This window comes from Pseudomonas frederiksbergensis (assembly GCF_000802155.2).
GTDB lineage: Bacteria > Pseudomonadota > Gammaproteobacteria > Pseudomonadales > Pseudomonadaceae > Aquipseudomonas > Aquipseudomonas frederiksbergensis_A.
On sequence record NZ_JQGJ02000004.1, the window covers coordinates 214,878 to 232,857 of the forward strand.

A 17,980-nucleotide genomic window follows, 5' to 3' on the forward strand; every position below is an offset into this window, starting at 1 on the left:
AGCAGGACGACCGGTCCGGCGGACATGTCCTACGCATCGACGGCCAAATTAGGCTTAATGATAATTATTGTCAATTGAGAAGAAGAATTATTGATGGGCGGAAGTCCAGCTCCCCAGGCTGCGACTCATTGCCGCGGTGCGCGGTGGTCCGCAGGTCTGGTACCTGCGTGGGAACAGGGTTCTGCGACTAATTATTTGCCGAGGTCATCCGTCCCCATGGGTGACCACTTGCAAGCCGAATTTCAGGCAGGAGCCCCTCATGACCGACGCGTTCGAACTTCCCAGCACCCTGGCTCATGCCCTCCAGCGCCGCGCCACGTTGACCCCGGACCGGGTAGCCTTGCGCTTCCTTGCCGACACCCCGGAGCAGGGCGTGGTCTTGAGTTATCGCGACCTGGATCTGCGCGCCCGGACCATTGCCGCCGCCTTGCAGGCCGAAGCAGAATCCGGCGACCGGGCGGTGCTGCTGTTTCCCAGCGGCCCGGATTATGTCGCGGCGTTTTTCGGTTGCCTGTACGCCGGCGTGATCGCCGTGCCGGCCTACCCGCCGGAGTCCACCCGTCGGCACCATCAGGAGCGCTTGCTGTCGATCATCGCCGACGCCGAACCGCGGCTGTTGCTGAGCACCGCTGACTTGCGCGACACCTTGCAAGCCATCGAATCGGCTCCCCCGGTGCTGTGCGTCGATACGCTCGATCCGACCCGCGCCGAGCAATGGCGAATGCCGGACCTGCAAGACGATGACATCGCCTTCCTGCAATACACTTCCGGTTCCACCGCATCGCCAAAGGGCGTACAGGTCAGCCACGGCAACCTCGTCGCCAATGAGCTGTTGATTCGCCATGGCTTCGGCATCGATGTGAATCCCGACGATGTCATTGTCAGTTGGCTGCCGCTGTATCACGACATGGGGCTGATCGGTGGGTTGTTGCAGCCGATTTTCAGTGGCGTGCCTTGCGTGCTGATGTCGCCGGCCTATTTCCTCGCGCGGCCGTTGCGCTGGCTCGAAGCGATCAGCGAATACGGCGGCACCATCAGCGGCGGCCCGGACTTCGCCTATCGCCTGTGCAGCGAACGGGTCAGTGAATCCGCCCTGGCCCGCCTCGACCTGAGCGGCTGGCGCGTCGCTTATTCCGGCTCCGAACCGATCCGCCTCGACAGCCTGGAACGCTTCGCCGAAAAATTCGCGGCGTGCGGCTTCACGGCCGACAGTTTCATGGCGTCCTACGGGCTGGCCGAAGCGACATTGTTCGTGGCTGGCACGCCACGTGGCCGGGGCATCCCCTCGATGTGCATGGATGACGCGGCCTTGACGCAAAACCGTGCCGAGCCCGGGCAGGGCAGTGCGGTGATGAGCTGTGGTGTCAGCCAGCCGGGCCATGCGGTGCTGATCGTCGAGCCCAACACCCTGCAACCGCTCAGCGACAGCCAGGTTGGCGAAGTCTGGGCCGCCGGGCCGAGCATCGCCCGCGGTTACTGGCGCAACGCCGAGGCCAGCGCCAAGACCTTCGTCGAGCATGACGGCCGCACGTGGCTGCGCACCGGCGACCTGGGTTTTGTCCGCGAAGGTGAGCTGTTCATCACCGGACGCTTGAAGGACATGTTGATCGTGCGCGGGCAAAACCTTTACCCGCAGGACATCGAGCAAACCATCGAGCGGGAAGTGGAGGTGGTGCGCAAAGGACGGGTTGCCGCCTTCGCCGTCAACGAGGCGGGCGAGGAAGGCATCGGCATTGCCGCCGAGATCAGCCGCAGTGTGCAGAAGATCCTACCTCCCGAAGCCCTGATCAACGCGATTCGCCAAGCCGTGGCCGACGCCTGCCAGCAAGCGCCTAGCGTGGTGGTGCTGCTCAATCCTGGGGCGCTGCCGAAGACGTCCAGCGGCAAACTGCAGCGTTCGGCGTGCCGCGCCCGATTGGCGGATGGCAGCCTCGACCGCTATGCACTGTTTCCTTCGCCCAAGACTGAGACGGTCGACGAATCCGCGCCGTCATCCGAGCTGCAAGACCTGATCGGCCGACTCTGGTGCGAGCAGTTGCAGATCGATCGGGTGCAGGGCAATGACCATTTTTTCCTGCTGGGTGGCAATTCCATCGCAGCCACCCAAGTCATTGCACGGCTGCGTGAAGTGCTGGGTATGGAGCTCAACCTGCGCCTGCTTTTTGAAGCGCCGACCCTGGGTGCTTTCGCGATGGCGGTGGCGAACCTGCAACAGGACGGCGGCCAGGCCCAGGGGGTTATCAATTCAATGGCCCGCGATGAAGCCCTGCCGCAATCCCTGGCCCAGAACCGTTTGTGGCTGACTTGGCAGCTGGATCCTGCCAGTCGCGCCTACAACATCCCCGGCGCCCTGCGCCTGCGTGGCGAGCTGGACGAAGCAGCGTTGCGCGTCAGCTTCCAGCAATTGGTCGAGCGCCACGAATCCTTGCGCACGCGCTTCCTGGAACGCGATGGCGTGGCCCTGCAACAGATCGATCCGGCCGGTGAGTTCAATCTCCAGGTGATCGACCTCGGCGATGTGCCCGCCGACCAGCGCGAGGCGCGGGCGCGGCAGATCCGCGAAGACGAGGCGGCCACTCGATTCGATCTGGAAAACGGGCCGCTGCTGCGGGTCACTTTGTTGCGCCTGGCTGAAGACGATCACCAGCTGTTGGTGACGATGCATCACATCATCGCCGATGGCTGGTCGATGAATGTCTTGATCGATGAGTTTTCGCGGCTGTACGCCGCAGCGTCCCAAGGGCAGGTCGCCGAACTGCCGCCGTTGCCGCTGCAATACGCGGACTACGGCAGTTGGCAGCGGCAATGGCTCGCCCAGGGCGAAGCCGAGCGCCAATTGGCGTATTGGAAAAAGCAATTGGGCGACGAGCACCCGCCCCTGGCGTTGTTTACCGACCATCCGCGCAGCGCCCAGCAGCATCGCAGCGCGGCGCGCCATACCCTGCGCCTGGACAAGCCGCTAGGCGATGCCCTGCGCCAGGTCGCCCACGCCCATGACGCCACGGTGTTCATGCTGTTGCTGGCGGCGTTCCAGGCCTTGTTGCAGCGCTACACTGGCCAATCCGACCTGCGCATCGGCGTGCCCAACGCCAACCGCCCGCGCCTGGAAACCCAAGGGCTGATCGGCTTTTTCATCAACACCCAGGTACTGCGCGCACAAGTCGATTCGCGCCAGCCATTCGTCGCGTTGCTGGCCCAGGCCCGGGAGGCGACGCTCGGCGCCCAGGCCCATCAGGACCTGCCCTTCGAACAGCTGCTGGAAGTCTTCCCCCAGGCCCGCGAACAAGGTCTGTTCCAGGTGATGTTCAACCACCAGCAGCGCGACCTCGGCGCGTTGCGGCGCCTGCCCGGGCTGTTGGCCGATGAATTGCCATGGCACAGCCGCGAAGCCAAGTTCGACCTGCAATTGCACAGCGAGGAAGACCGTAACGGCCGGCTGACACTGTCGTTCGACTACGCGGACGAGCTGTTCGAGGCGGCAACCGTCGCACGCCTGGCCGAACATTTCTGCAGCGTGCTGCGAGCGGTCTGCGCTGATCCCCGACAGGCCCTCGGCGACCTGCCGTTGTTGAGTGCCGAAGAACTCGTCCAGCAGCAGCGCTGGGCGACGGCACCCTGCGCGCCCGCCACACAATGGCTACCGGAATTGCTCAACGAACAGGCCCGCCGCACTCCGCAACGCACTGCATTGCAGTGGGACGGTGGTTCGCTGGACTACGCCGAACTGCACGCCCAGGCCAATCGGCTGGCCCATTATCTTCGAGACAAAGGCGTCGGCCCCGACGTCTGCGTGGCGATTGCCGCCGAGCGGTCGGCGCAATTGCTCGTCGGCGTGCTGGCGATCATCAAGGCCGGCGGCGCCTACGTGCCGCTGGATGTCGATTACCCGAGCGAGCGCATGGCCTACATGCTCCACGACAGCGGCGTCGATCTGCTCCTGACCCAAACCGCGCTGCTCGAACGCTTGCCGACCTGCGAGGGCGTCAGCGTCATCGCCATGGACGCGCTGCACCTGGAGCAGTGGCCGAGCAATCCGCCGGGGCTGCACTTGCATGGCGATCATCTGGCCTACGTGATCTACACCTCCGGCTCGACCGGCCAACCCAAAGGCGTTGGCAATACTCACGCGGCCCTGGCTGAGCGCCTGCAATGGATGCAGGCCACCTATGGGCTGGATGAAACCGACGTGTTGATGCAAAAGGCGCCGATCAGTTTCGATGTGTCGGTGTGGGAATGCTTCTGGCCGTTGATCACTGGCAGCCGCTTGGTCCTGGCCGGCCCGGGCGAACACCGGGATCCGCACCGCATTGCCCAATTGGTCGAGCAGTTTGGCGTGACCACGCTGCACTTCGTCCCGCCGCTGCTCAGCCTGTTTATCGACGAGCCCTTGAGCGCCCGTTGCACGAGCCTGCGACGGATTTTCTCCGGGGGCGAAGCCCTGCCGGCCGAGTTGCGCAACCGGGTGCTCGCGCAGCTGCCGACAGCGCAGTTGCACAATCGCTACGGCCCGACCGAAACCGCCATCAACGTCACCCATTGGCATTGCACCGCAGGCGATGACGAGCGCTCGCCCATCGGTCGTCCCTTGGCGAATGTGCTGTGCCGGATCCTCGACAATGAACTCAATCCCGTGCCCGTCGGCGTCCCGGGGGAACTGTGCATCGGTGGCCTTGGCCTGGCCCGGGGTTACCTCGGGCGCCCGGCGCTGACGGCGGAACGTTTTGTCGCCGATCCCCAGGGACCGGCTGGCGCCCGGCTGTACCGCACTGGCGATTTGGCGCGTTGGGATGCCGACGGGGTGATCGAATATCTCGGCCGCCTCGATCAACAAGTCAAACTGCGCGGTTTCCGCGTCGAGCCACAGGAAATCGAGGCGCGCTTGTTGGCCCAGGACGGTGTCGCCCAGGCGGCGGTGCTGGTGCGCGACACGGCGGCCGGTCCGCAGTTGATCGGCTATTACACCGCCGCAGCGCCTGACGAAGACGCCGCCGCCCAGGCCGCTCGCCTGAAAAATGCCCTCGCCAGCGAGCTGCCTGACTACATGGTGCCCGCGCAATTGTTGCGCCTGGACGCCATGCCCTTGAGCCCGAGCGGCAAGCTCGACCGTCGTGCCTTGCCCGAGCCGCAATGGCAGGTGCGCGAACACGTCGAGCCGGTCAGTGTCATCGAGCAGCAGATCGCCGGAATCTGGCGCGAGGTGCTGGGCCTTGCCCGCATCGGCCTGCGGGACGATTTCTTTGCCTTGGGTGGCCATTCATTGCTGGCGACGCAGATCATTTCCCGCACGCGCCAGGCCTGCGACGTCGAGCTGCCGTTGCGCGCGTTGTTCGAAGCCAGCGAGCTGGGCGCCTTCGCCGAACAGGTGCGGTTGATCCAGGCCAGCGGCCGGACCAACCGCCAGCCGCCGATCGAGAAAGTCGACCGCAGCCAACCGGTGCCACTGTCCTATTCCCAGCAACGCATGTGGTTCCTCTGGCAAATGGAGCCGGACAGCCCGGCCTATAACGTCGGCGGCATGGCGCGCCTGCGCGGGGTACTGGATGTCGGGCGCTTCGAAGCGGCGTTGCAGGCCTTGATCGTGCGCCATGAAACCCTGCGCACCACGTTCCCAAGCGTCGACGGCGTGCCGCGCCAACAGGTACACGACGAGACGGGCCTGCGCATGGACTGGAAAGATTTTTCCATGCTCGACGCCGACATTCGCGAACAGCGCGTGCAGCAACTGGCGGACAGCGAGGCCCACGAGCCCTTCGACCTGGAAACCGGGCCGCTGCTGCGGGCGTGCCTGGTCAAGACCGCCGAGCGCGAACACTACCTGGTGCTGACGCTGCATCACATCGTCACCGAAGGCTGGGCGATGGACATTTTTGCTCGCGAACTGAGCGCGCTGTACGAAGCCTTCATCGATGACCGCGAGTCGCCGCTGGAACCGTTGCCGGTGCAATACCTGGACTACAGCGCCTGGCAGCGCCAATGGCTGGAGTCCGGCGAGCGCCAGCGCCAGCTCGATTACTGGACCACGCAGTTGGGCCGCGAACATCCCTTGCTGGAATTGCCGGCGGACCGCCCGCGTCCGCCGGTGCAAAGTCATCGCGGCGAACTGTTGCGTTTCGACCTCAGCGACGACTTGGCCGCACGGGTCCGAGCGTTCAACGCCGAGCATGGCCTGACCCTGTTCATGACCATGACCGCTGCGCTGGCGGTGCTGCTCTATCGCTACAGCGGCCAGACCGATCTGCGCATCGGCGCGCCGGTGGCCAACCGGATCCGGCCGGAAAGCGAAGGGCTGATCGGCGCGTTCCTCAATACCCAAGTGCTGCGTTGCCAACTCGACGGGCAGATGTCCGTGGGCGAGCTGTTCGAGCAGGTGCGCTACACGGTGATCGAGGGCCAGTCCCACCAGGACCTGCCGTTCGATCATCTGGTGGAAGCTTTGCAGCCACCGCGCAGCGCGGCGTACAACCCGCTGTTCCAAGTGATGTGCAACGTACAGCGCTGGGAATTCCAGCAGAGCCGCACGCTGGCCGGCATGAGTGTCGACTATTTGGTCAACGACGCCCGCGCGACCAAGTTCGACCTCAACCTGGAAGTCACGGACCTTGATCAGCGCCTGGGTTGCTGCCTGACCTACAGCACCGATTTGTTCGACGAACCGCGGATTGCCCGCATGGCCGGGCACTGGCGCAACCTGTTGGAAGCGCTGCTGGTGGACCCGGCTCGGCGCTTGAGCGAACTGCCGCTGCTGGACGCCAGTGAGCAGCGGCAGTTGCTCGACAGCCTCGGCGAAGAGCCGGGCGAGCATCGCCTGGATCGATGCATCCATGCATTGTTCGAAGAACAGGCCCACCTGCGCCCGGACGCGCCGGCGCTGACGTTCGCCGGGCAGACCCTGACCTATGGCGAACTCGAACGCCGGGCCAATCGCCTGGCCTGGATGTTGCGAGACCGCGGCGTCGGGCCGCAGGTCCGGGTAGGGCTGGCCCTGGAGCGCTCGCTGGAAATGGTCGTCGGCCTGCTGGCGATCCTCAAGGCGGGCGGCGCCTACGTGCCGCTGGATCCGGAGTATCCGCTGGACCGCTTGCTCTACATGATCGAGGACAGCGGCGTCGGCTTGCTGCTCAGCGATCGGGCCATGTTCCAGGCCCTCGGCGAACTGCCCGAAGGCGTGCAGCGCTGGTGCCTGGAAGATGATCGCGAGGCCCTGGCGGATTATCCCGAGCAGTCGCCGCCGCTGATCAACCTGCCGCAGCACCAGGCCTATCTGATCTACACCTCCGGCTCCACCGGCAAACCCAAGGGGGTGGTGGTGTCCCACGGTGAGATCGCCATGCATTGCCAGGCGGTGATCCAGCGCTTCGGCATGCGCTTTGATGACTGCGAATTGCATTTCTACTCGATCAATTTCGACGCCGCTACCGAGCGCTTGCTGGTGCCGCTGCTCAGTGGCGCCCATGTGGTGCTGCGTGCCCAGGGCCAATGGGATGCCGAGCAAATCTGCGGCCTGATCCGCCAACACCGCATCAACGTCCTGGGTTTCACGCCCAGCTATGGCAGCCAATTGGCGCAATGGTTGGCAACCCAGGGCCAAACGCTGCCGGTGCGCATGTGCATCACGGGTGGCGAAGCCCTGACGGGCGAGCATTTGCAGCGCATCCGCGCCGCGTTCAGCCCGAAGCTGTTCTTCAACGCCTACGGCCCGACCGAAACCGTGGTCATGCCGCTGGCGAGCCTTGCCCCGGAACAGCTGGAAGAGGGCGCCGGCAGCGTACCGATCGGCAGCGTGATCGGCGCTCGCGTGGCCTACATTCTCGACGCCGACCTGGCATTGGTGCCACAAGGTGCGACGGGAGAGTTGTATGTCGGCGGCGCCGGGTTGGCCCAGGGTTATCACCAGCGCCCGGGCATGACCGCCGAACGTTTTGTCGCCGACCCATTTGCTGCCGATGGCGGACGGCTGTATCGCACCGGGGACTTGGTGCGCCAGCGCGGCGATGGGCAGGTGGAGTACCTGGGACGAGTCGATCATCAGGTGAAGATTCGCGGTTTCCGTATCGAACTGGGGGAAATCGAAAACCGTCTCCTGGAACACGACGCCGTGCGCGAGACCGTGGTCTTGGCCTTGGATATGCCGGGTGGCAAGCAGTTGGCCGGTTACCTGGTCAGCGACATCACCGAACAGGATGCCGCCGGGCAAGCGGCCCTGCGAGAAGCGCTGAAAAACCAACTCAAGGCGCAACTGCCGGACTATATGGTGCCCGCGCATTTGATCCTGCTGCCGAGCATGCCGCTGACCGCCAACGGCAAGCTCGACCGCCGCGCCTTGCGGATGCCGGATCCGGAGCTCAATCGCCAGCAGTACGTGGCGCCGAGCAATGCGGTGGAGCAAGCGTTGGCGGCGATCTGGTGCGACGTGCTGAACGTCAGGCAAGTCGGCCTCAACGACAACTTCTTCGAACTGGGCGGCGATTCGATCCTGTCGATCCAGGTTGTCAGCCGGGCCCGGCAACAAGGCTTGCATTTCACGCCGCGGGATTTGTTCCAGCACCAGACCGTGCAGGCCCTGGCGGCCGTCGCCACTCACAGCGAACAAGTAAGCGCCGAGCAAGGCTTGTTGAGCGGTGAATCGGGGCTTACGCCGATCCAGCATTGGTTCTTTGCCCGCGAGATACCCAACCGTCATCACTGGAACCAGGCGTTGTTGCTGGAGCCGACCACGTGCTTGCAGCCCGGTCTCCTGGAGCAAGCGTTGCGCGCGGTGTTCGAGCAGCACGATGCCTTGCGCCTGGGCTTCGTCAACAGCGCCGGGCACTGGCGCGCCGAGCATCAGCCAATGTTCGAGGGGGCGCTGTTGGAGGCTGTGTCGGTGGATTCGCCGCACGCTTGCGAAGCCGTATTTGCCCAGGCGCAGCGTGGCTTCGAGCTGTCGAGCGGGCCGCTGCTGCGGGCCGTACTGGCGCAGCTGCCGGACAGTCGGCAGCGCTTGCTGATCGCTGTCCATCACTTGGTGGTGGATGGTGTGTCATGGCGAGTGTTGATGGACGACCTGCAAACCGCCTATCGCCAATGCATCGACAAACACACACTGCAATTGCCGGCAAAGACCAGTCCGTTCCGTGACTGGGCCGCGCGTTTGCAGGCTTACGCCGGCAGTGAGTCCCTGCGCGAAGAGTTGAGCTGGTGGCAAGGCCAGTTGAGTGGCCCGGACGTAACGCTGCCTTGTGCGCGTCCCGATGGCGGACGGCAGGAGCGGCATGCCGGCATCGTCAGCCTGCGCCTCGACGCCGAGCGCACCCGACAACTTCTGCAACAAGCGCCAAGCGCCTATCGCACCCAGGTCAACGATCTGTTGCTCACCGCGCTGGCCCGGGTGTTGTGCCGTTGGAGCAATCACGAATCGGCCCTGGTCCAGCTCGAAGGGCATGGCCGCGAGGCGCTGTTCGATGATCTCGACCTGACCCGCACCGTGGGTTGGTTCACCAGCGTCTATCCGCTGCGCCTGAGCCCGTCGGCCGCTGATATCGGCAGTTCGATCAAAGCCATCAAGGAGCAGCTGCGCGCGGTGCCGCACAAGGGCCTCGGCTATGGCGTGCTGCGTTACCTGGCAGATACCGGCACCCGTGAGGCGATGGCCGGCCTGCCGCAAGCGACCGTCACGTTCAACTACCTCGGCCAGCTCGACCATACCCTCGGCCAGGACGCGTTGTTCCGCCCGCTGGAAGAAGCGCTTGGCGCGATCCATGACCCCGACGCACCGCTGCCCAACGAGCTGAGCCTCGACTGCCAGGTCAGTGGCGGCGAGCTGGCGCTGCGCTGGACCTTCAGCGCCGAGCGTCACGACCGCCAGGCCATCGCCGCGCTCGCCGACGACTACCTTGAGCAATTGCAGCACCTGATCGAGCATTGCCTCACGGACGAGGCGGGCGGCCTGACGCCATCGGACTTCCCGCTGGCGAAACTGACCCAGGCACAGCTGGACAACCTGCCGGTGCCGGCCGCAGAGATCGAAGATGTCTACCCGCTGACCCCGATGCAGGAAGGCATGCTGTTGCATACGCTGCTGGAGCCGGGCACGGGCCTGTATTACATGCAGGACCGCTACCGCATCAACAGCGAACTCGACCCCCAGCGTTTCGCCCAGGCCTGGCAAGCGGTGATCGCCCGTCACGAAGCCTTGCGCGCCTCGTTCTGCTGGAACGTCGGCGAAGACATGCTGCAGGTCATCCACAAGCCCGGCCGCACGCCGGTGGAATACCTCGACTGGACGCAAGTACCCGAGCAAGCCCAGGAGCCCAAGCTCCAGGCGCTGCTCAAGCGCGAACGCGAGGCCGGTTTCGATCTGTTGAACGAGCCGCCATTCCACTTGCGTTTGATCCGGGTCGGCGCGGCGCGCTACTGGTTCATGATGAGCAACCACCACATTCTCATCGATGCGTGGTGCCGTTCGTTGCTGATGGACGATTTCTTTGAGATCTACACCGCCCTCGGTGAACAGCGCGAGCCCCGCCTGGCTGTACCGCCGCGCTATCGCGACTACATCGGCTGGCTGCAGCGCCGGGGCCTGGCCGACGCCAGGCAGTGGTGGAAGCAGAACCTGCAAGGCTTCGAGCGGACCACGCCGATCCCTGGCGACCGGCCGTTCCTGCGCGAGCATGCCGGTGACAGCGGCGGCATGGTTGTCGGCGATTGCTACACCCGCCTCGATGCCCGGGACGGTGCGCGCCTGCGGGAGCTGGCCCAAGCCCATCAATTGACCGTCAACACCTTCGCCCAGGCGGCCTGGGCCCTGGTGTTGCGCCGTATCAGCGGTGATCGCGACGTATTGTTCGGCGTCACCGTGGCCGGGCGGCCGGTGGAGCTGCCGCACATGCAGCGCACGGTGGGGCTGTTCATCAACAGCGTTGCCCTGCGGGTACAAATGCCGGCGGATGACCAGTGCTGCAGCGTGCGCCAATGGCTCAGCGGCTTGCTGGACAACAACATGCAACTGCGCGAGTACGAATACCTGCCACTGGTGAGTATCCAGGACGTCAGCGAGCTGCCCAAGGGCCAGCCGTTGTTCGACAGTTTGTTCGTGTTCGAGAACGCGCCGGTGGAAGTTTCGGTGCTGGACCGCGCCCAGAGTCTCAACGCCACATCGGATTCAGGTCGCACCCACACCAACTTCCCGCTGACGGCGGTGTGCTATCCGGGCGATGACCTGGGGCTTCATTTGTCCTACGACCAGCGCTACTTCGATGAGTCGACCGTCCAAGGGCTGCTGGGCGAGTTCAAGCGATTGCTGCTGGCGTTGATGGAAGGGTTCCACGGCGACATGGCCGAGCTGCCGCTGATCGGCCCTGAGGAACAGGATTTCCTCATCGAAGGTTGCAACCAGAGCGCGCGGGCCTATCCGCTGGAACAGAGCTACGCCCAGCTGTTCGAGGCCCGGGTGAGGGCTCATCCGCAACGCATTGCCGCCAGTTGCCAGGACGACACCTGGACTTACGCCGAGTTGAACGAACGCAGCAACCGTCTCGGCCATGCGCTGATCGAGGCGGGCGTTGTTCTCGACCAGCCGGTGGCGCTGCTGGCCGCGCGCGACCTGGATTTGCTCGGCATGATCATCGGCAGCTTCAAGGCCGGCGGCGGTTACCTGCCGCTGGACCCGGGCCTGCCGAGCCAGCGCCTGAGCCGCATCATCGAGCTGAGCCGCACGCCGTTGCTGGTTTGCACGCAAGCCTGTCGTGAGCAGGCGCTGGCCTTGCTGGAAGAGTTTGCTTGTGCCGGACGGCCGAAGCTGCTGGTCTGGGAGGACGTCCAGGCCAGCGCAGTGTCGACGGACAATCCAGGTATTTACAGCGGGCCGGACAACCTCGCATACGTGATCTATACCTCAGGCTCCACCGGATTGCCCAAAGGCGTGATGGTCCAGCAGCGCGGCATGCTCAATAACCAGCTCAGCAAGGTGCCGTACCTGGCGCTGGATGAAACGGATGTGATTGCCCAGACCGCGTCACAAAGCTTCGATATTTCGGTGTGGCAGTTCCTGGCCGCGCCGTTGTTCGGCGCTCGGGTGGACATCGTGCCCAACGCCATCGCCCACGATCCTCAAGGATTGTTGGACCACGTGGGTCGCCAGGGCATTACCGTGTTGGAGAGCGTGCCGTCGCTGATCCAAGGCATGCTGGCCCAGGAGCGTATCGGCCTGGATGGCTTGCGCTGGATGCTGCCCACCGGCGAAGCGATGCCGCCGGAATTGGCCCATCAGTGGCTGGTGCGTTACCCGGCCATCGGCCTGGTGAACGCCTACGGCCCGGCGGAATGTTCCGATGACGTAGCGTTCTTCCGAGTCGACCTGGCCTCGACCCGTGGCACCTACCTGCCCATCGGCACGCCGACCGACAACAACCGCTTGTACCTGCTCGACGGCGCGCTGGAACTGGTGCCATTGGGCGCGGTGGGCGAGCTGTGCGTCGCCGGCACCGGGGTGGGGCGTGGCTACGTCAGCGATCCGCTGCGTACGGCGCCGGTGTTCGTGCCCAACCCGTTCGGCGCACCGGGCGAGCGGCTGTACCGCACCGGCGACCTGGCGCGTCGTCGCAGCGATGGCGTGTTGGAATATGTCGGGCGCATCGACCATCAGGTAAAGATTCGCGGCTATCGCATCGAACTGGGAGAAATCGAAGCCCGCTTGCACGAGCGACCGGAAGTCCGCGACGCGGCGGTCGCAGTGCAGGAAGGCGCCAATGGCAAGCATCTGGTGGGCTATCTGGTCGCGGCCGACTCGACGCTCAGCCCGAGCGAACGCCTGGATCGGATCAAACAGCGCCTGCGCAGCGAACTGCCGGAATACATGGTGCCGCTGCACTGGCTATGGCTCGACCGCCTGCCTCTCAATGCCAATGGAAAACTCGATCGCAAGGCGCTGCCGGCGCTGGACATCGGCCAGTTGCACAGCCAGGACTACCACGCGCCCTCCAATGAACTGGAGCAGACCCTGGCCGATATCTGGGCCGAAGTGTTGAAGGTAGAGCGGGTGGGGGTACGGGACAACTTCTTCGAACTCGGCGGGCACTCGCTGCTGGCGACACAGATCGCTTCCCGCGTGCAAAAAGCCCTGCAGCGCAATGTGCCGCTCAGGGCCATGTTCGAGTGCAGCACGGTGCAGGAGTTGGCTGGATACATTGGCGGATTGGCTGCCAGTGAAATCACCGAGGAGAAGGTGGATCGGTTGAATGATTTGATGGCGGAGCTGGAAGGACTTTAGGTCTGCGGCGCCTGTAGCGGCCCAATCGCGAGCTTGCTCGCGATTGGGCCAGAACTACTTGCGACATGAGCCCGGATCGTTGAAAAAGGTCACCCCGGATTCAAAGGCGCCGATTTTTTGGAATGTATCGTTCACCGCGTCCAGCTGGCCGAATTGCTCAGGGGTCACGGTATTGTCATACGCCGCCACCAGTGCTTCAAAAAACTGAAGCTTTCCCTTGGCTCGCTGTCCAGAGGCTTTTCCCTGATCCAAGGCCTTCGGTTGCAAAAGGGCTACCTGTTCCCGGGCGAACGCTTCAAGTTCGGCTTTTGTCATGATGATCGCTCCATACTCTGTCTGCCAAGTCTTCAAGCTATCGCCAATGGCCTATCAGATCTACTGTCAGACCTGACAGGTCACCGCGACGCGACTTGTCGCCGACGGTTGACGCTGCATGCCCGCCACGTCAGTCTCCCCAAGCTTTCCAAACGATCAACAAGGAGGTCACCCGATGCCCTTTGCAACGATTGACGGACAACCGCTCCATTACCTCGACCAAGGCCGTGGCCCGGTGGTGGTGCTGGGCAGCAGTTATTTGTGGGACCACCGCATGTGGGCACCACAGATCGACGCGTTGTCGAAACACTATCGGGTCATTGTGCCGGAGCTGTGGGGTCACGGGCAGTCCGGGCGGTTGCCTGAGGGCATGAGCTCGCTGGACGATTTGTCTCGCCAGACGTTGGCGTTGATGGATTACTTGGGTATCGACTGCTTCAACCTGGTCGGGTTGTCGGTCGGGGGAATGTGGGGCGCACGGTTGGCGCTGGCGGCACCCGAGCGTGTGCAGTCGCTGGTGCTGATGGACACCTACGTCGGCGTCGAGCCGGAGCCGACCCGGCTGTATTACTTTTCGCTGTTCGACAAGATCGATGCCAGCGGCGCGATTCCCGAGCCTTTGCTGGACATCATCGTGCCGATTTTCTTCCGGCCGGGCATCGACCCGCAGTCGGCGCTCTACCAGCAGTTTCGCGCTACCTTGGCCGCGATGCCGACCGACCGCCTGAAGGACAGCATCGTGCCGTTGGGGCGGATCATTTTTGGCCGGGACGATATCTTGGCGCAGCTGCCTGGACTGGATGCCAGGCGCACGCTGGTGATGTGTGGCGACCAGGACAAGCCTCGGCCACCGTCCGAGGCTTTGGAAATGGCCAAGCTGATCGGGTGTGACCACGTGCTGATTCCGCAGGCTGGGCATATTTCCAACCTGGAAAATCCGGAGTTCGTGACGCAGGCGTTGTCAGCGTTCCTGAAACAATGGCACTGAAAACCTGTGGCGAGGGGTTAAATTCCCTCCCCACAGGTCGTTGCCCGGATCACTTCGGCCCGAGAATCTTCACCAGTTTGTCCGGCGACGGCGCGCCTTGCTGCTGTTGCAGGTCGCCCTGGTCATCCAGGTAGAAAATGGCCGGGGTGGCGGACAGTTCCAGCTCATCCATCAGTTGCTGGTTGGCGTCCAGTTTTGCCTGGATGGCCGGAGGGATCTCCTTGAGCGGCTTGAGTGCGCTGCCCTTGCCGGCCTTCTCATGGTCCGCCAGGGCTTTTTCCGGCTCCTTGGCGGCCAGCAGCGCGGCTGATTTGCCCGGGCTGTCTTCACGGATGATGCCCACCATGATGTGGCGCAACTGCACCTTGCCGGCCTTGACCCAGGGGCGGGCTTGCTCCCAGAACATGTTGCAATACGGGCAGTTCGGGTCGCTGAACAGGTACACCGTGCGAGGGGCGTCCCGGTTGCCGTCGGCGATCCAGTTGCTGGTCTCCATTTTCGCCCAGATTGCCTTGGCCATCGGCGCGTAGACCAGCTTTTGCAGCGGTTCGGCGCTCAGGTCCTTGCCGCCGGCGTCATACAGGTTGCCCAGCAACACATGCTTGCCATCCGGCGTCAGGTACAGCGCCATGCCACGGTTCTGGTATTGCGCCGCGTAACCGCGCAAGCCGTCCGGTGCTTCGAAGGTGCCGACAATCTTGGCGCCCTTGGCTTCGATTTTCTTGATGGCCGCGGGCAACTCCTCGGCCTGGAGCAACGGTGCTTGCAACAGCGCGCCGGCGAAGGCCAGGGTCAGCAGGTGGTGGAGGCGGGGCATGGCAGTTTCCTTGTCGCGGGGTGGGCCGCCGTAGTGGTACCCGGCGTATCGAAATTTTCCAGGGCCCGGGCCAGGCTCGCTTCAGATAATTCGCCCAGGTGACTGCCCAGCAGGCGGCCATCGGCGCTGTAGAACAGCGTCGTTGGCAGCGCCATCGAGCCGACGGCTTGGCCAAGGCGGCCGCTGCCGTCGAACAGCACGTTGGTGAGGCTCAAGCCCTGCGTGGCGAGGTAGGTGCTGACGCTTTGCATGCTTTCGGCTTGATTGACGAACAGGAAGGTAAGGTCCGGGCGCTGTTTTTGAGCTTCCTCCAGCACCGGCATTTCACGTCGGCAGGGGGGGCACCAGGTGGCCCACAGATTGATGACCAACGGGCCGCCCTGGTAATCGACAAGGTTCACGGTTTCGCCGTCGGCGTTGCGCAGGTCGATCTCCGGCAGACGGGTGCCTTGTTCATAGATCGTCAACGACATCGTTGCTACCAGCCAGAACAGCAGGCCGCCGGTGACGCTGAACGCCAATGGCCGGCGCAGGCTCGGGCGGCGACGCGCCCAGAGCAGGGCGCCGACCAGCAGTGCGACGATGCCCGGCCAGGCCAGGAACCCGCCGTCGCGCAGGTCGACGATCTGCCACAGGTCGTCCCGGTAATGGCTCCAGTAAGCGACGACAAAGCCGATCCTTGCGGCCAGGAGCCCCAGCAGGAACAGTGCGAACAGCACCGATTCGGGATTCTCGCCGCCGCGCCTTGCCACCCGCCAGCCGACGAAAGTCGCCAAGGCCAATGCGCTGATCAACAGCAAGTGATTGAGGGCAATGGCAAAGGTGCCCAAGGTCAACGTCAGCATCAGGGCGCGTTCCGGGTCATGTTCCAGCGTTCCAGGAAACCCTTGGCGTCGATTTCGCCGGTAATGCGCTGGCTTCGACGCTCCTCGCCATCGGCGCCGAGCCATAACAGGCTCGGTGGTCCAGGCACCTGATAGCGGCTGAGCAGCTCACGGCTGGCGGCGTTGTCGGCGGTGACATCCAGGCGCAGCAGGCGTACGTCCTTGAGCGCATCAAGGACTTCGGCACGGCCGAATACCTGCTTCTCCATGATTTTGCAGGACACGCACCAGTCGGCGTAGTAATCGAGCAAGACCCATTGGCCCCGGGCCTTGGCGGCGTCCAGTTCGCGTTGCAGCGCAGCGGGTTCGCTGATGGTGGTGAAGGCGTCCCGGGCCTCGGCGGTCGCCGTGGCGCGGGCACCGCTGTACACCTCCAGCGGCTTGAACAGATCATCGCTGCCTCCCGCAGCCCCAACCATCAACAGGCTGCCCCACAACCCGAACAGCAGCGAGACGCTGCCCCACAGATAGGCGGCGCGGCCGAACCCTTCTGTCTGGCGCCAGGCGCAGTAGGCGGCGATTACCAGCAGCGCACCCCACAGACCGATCCACAGCGAGCCGTCGATGACCGGGCGGATCATCAGCAACGCGGTACCCAGGAACAGGAAGCCGAATACACCTTTGAGCAGGTTCATCCAGGTGCCGGGCTTGGGCAGGAAACGATTGCCGACCGTCACCAGCAACAACAGCGGCAGGCCCATGCCGACGCCCATGGTGAACAGGATCAGACCGCCGTGCAGCGCATTGCCGCTCTGGGCGATGTACAGCAGCGCGCCGGCCAGCGGCGCGGTCATGCACGGGCCGACCAACAGGCCAGACAGCGCCCCCAGGATGCCAGCGCCTGCCAGGTTGCCGCCGCGGCGCTGGCGGCCGGCGTTTTCCAAGCGATCACGCAGGCCGACTGGCAATTGCAATTCGAAAAAGCCGAACATCGGCAGGGCCAGTACGACGAAGATCGCGGCGAACGTGCCCAGCAACCAGGGTTGTTGCAACAATGCTTGCAGATTGGCCCCCAGCAGCGCGGCGAGCACGCCCATGGCGGCATACACCAGGGCCATGCTGATCACGTAGCTGCCGGCCAGTGCCAGGCCGCGCCGAGGGCTGGCGCCGCTGCCCACCACCAATCCCGCGAGGATCGGCAACATCGGCAACGAGCAGGGGGTGAAGGCCAACAACAGCCCCAGGCCAAAGAACACCAGCAGGCTCCAGCCCAGCGCGCGTTGTTGCAAGCCGCTGGCCAAGGCTTGGTCCTGGGCTTCGCCAGTGGCTGCCAGCGCAGTCGTACCGCCCAGGTCGACCACTTGGGTCTGGGGTGGATAGCACAGGCCCGCGTCGGCGCAGCCCTGGAAACCGACCTTGATCTTGCCGGTCGCTCCGGCGGGAATCTTCAGTTCCAGGGCCTGGCGATACACTTGTTGGTCGCCGAAGAATTCGTCGCTGTGGGCTTCGCCCTCGGGCAACTTCGGTTTTTGCGCTTCGGCCAGGCCATCGAACTTGAGCCGCTGCTGGTACAGGTAATACCCGTCGGCGATTTGCCAGAACAGCTGGGTTTCACCGGAATCCAGGCGTTCGGAGGTGAAGACGAACGCCTTTTCCACCGGCAGGAAGTCGGGTTTGGTTTCGAAGGGATTGGCGGCCTGGGCCAGGCCCGAGATCAGGAACAGCCACAGCAAAAACAATCGACGCATGGACAAAGCCTTAGAACGAAGCAAGTGAAGGGCACAGTGGCG

Annotated in this window: 6 protein-coding genes; 2 read left to right on the forward strand and 4 right to left on the reverse strand. The window is 64.2% G+C overall.

Annotated features, from left to right (window positions below):
- Positions 1-259 precede the first annotated feature (259 nt).
- Positions 260-13,246, forward strand: coding sequence for a non-ribosomal peptide synthetase (locus tag JZ00_RS09645; protein WP_039589002.1), 12,987 nt, complete (start codon positions 260-262; stop codon positions 13,244-13,246).
- 54 nt (positions 13,247-13,300) lie between these two features.
- Here the strand turns inward: JZ00_RS09645 and JZ00_RS09650 are convergent, their stop codons facing one another.
- A complete protein-coding gene (locus JZ00_RS09650; protein ID WP_039589003.1) occupies positions 13,301-13,561 on the reverse strand; it encodes a hypothetical protein in 261 nt (86 codons plus the stop codon).
- Positions 13,562-13,736: 175 nt separating this feature from the next.
- Here JZ00_RS09650 and JZ00_RS09655 point away from each other — a divergent pair, with 175 nt between their 5' ends.
- A complete protein-coding gene (locus tag JZ00_RS09655) occupies positions 13,737-14,549 on the forward strand; it encodes an alpha/beta fold hydrolase (RefSeq protein WP_039589004.1) in 813 nt (270 codons plus the stop codon).
- A gap of 49 nt (positions 14,550-14,598) precedes the next feature.
- Here JZ00_RS09655 and dsbG read toward each other — a convergent pair whose 3' ends face one another.
- Genes dsbG through dsbD form a run of 3 tightly spaced genes read right to left on the reverse strand, consistent with a single transcriptional unit; the run spans position 14,599 to position 17,938 of the window.
- Positions 14,599-15,366: a thiol:disulfide interchange protein DsbG gene (gene dsbG / locus JZ00_RS09660; protein WP_039589005.1), complete on the reverse strand. Its 768-nt coding sequence runs from the start codon at positions 15,364-15,366 to the stop codon at positions 14,599-14,601.
- Complete coding sequence (locus JZ00_RS09665; protein WP_039589006.1) at positions 15,342-16,211, reverse strand: TlpA family protein disulfide reductase; 870 nt, start codon at positions 16,209-16,211, stop codon at positions 15,342-15,344. Before JZ00_RS09665 ends, dsbG begins: the two co-directional genes overlap by 25 nt.
- The gene (gene dsbD, locus JZ00_RS09670; protein ID WP_039589007.1) at positions 16,211-17,938 is read right to left on the reverse strand and encodes a protein-disulfide reductase DsbD; all 1,728 of its coding nucleotides are present in this window, start codon (positions 17,936-17,938) and stop codon (positions 16,211-16,213) included. The genes JZ00_RS09665 and dsbD overlap by 1 nt, the downstream gene beginning before the upstream one ends.
- Positions 17,939-17,980 lie beyond the last annotated feature (42 nt).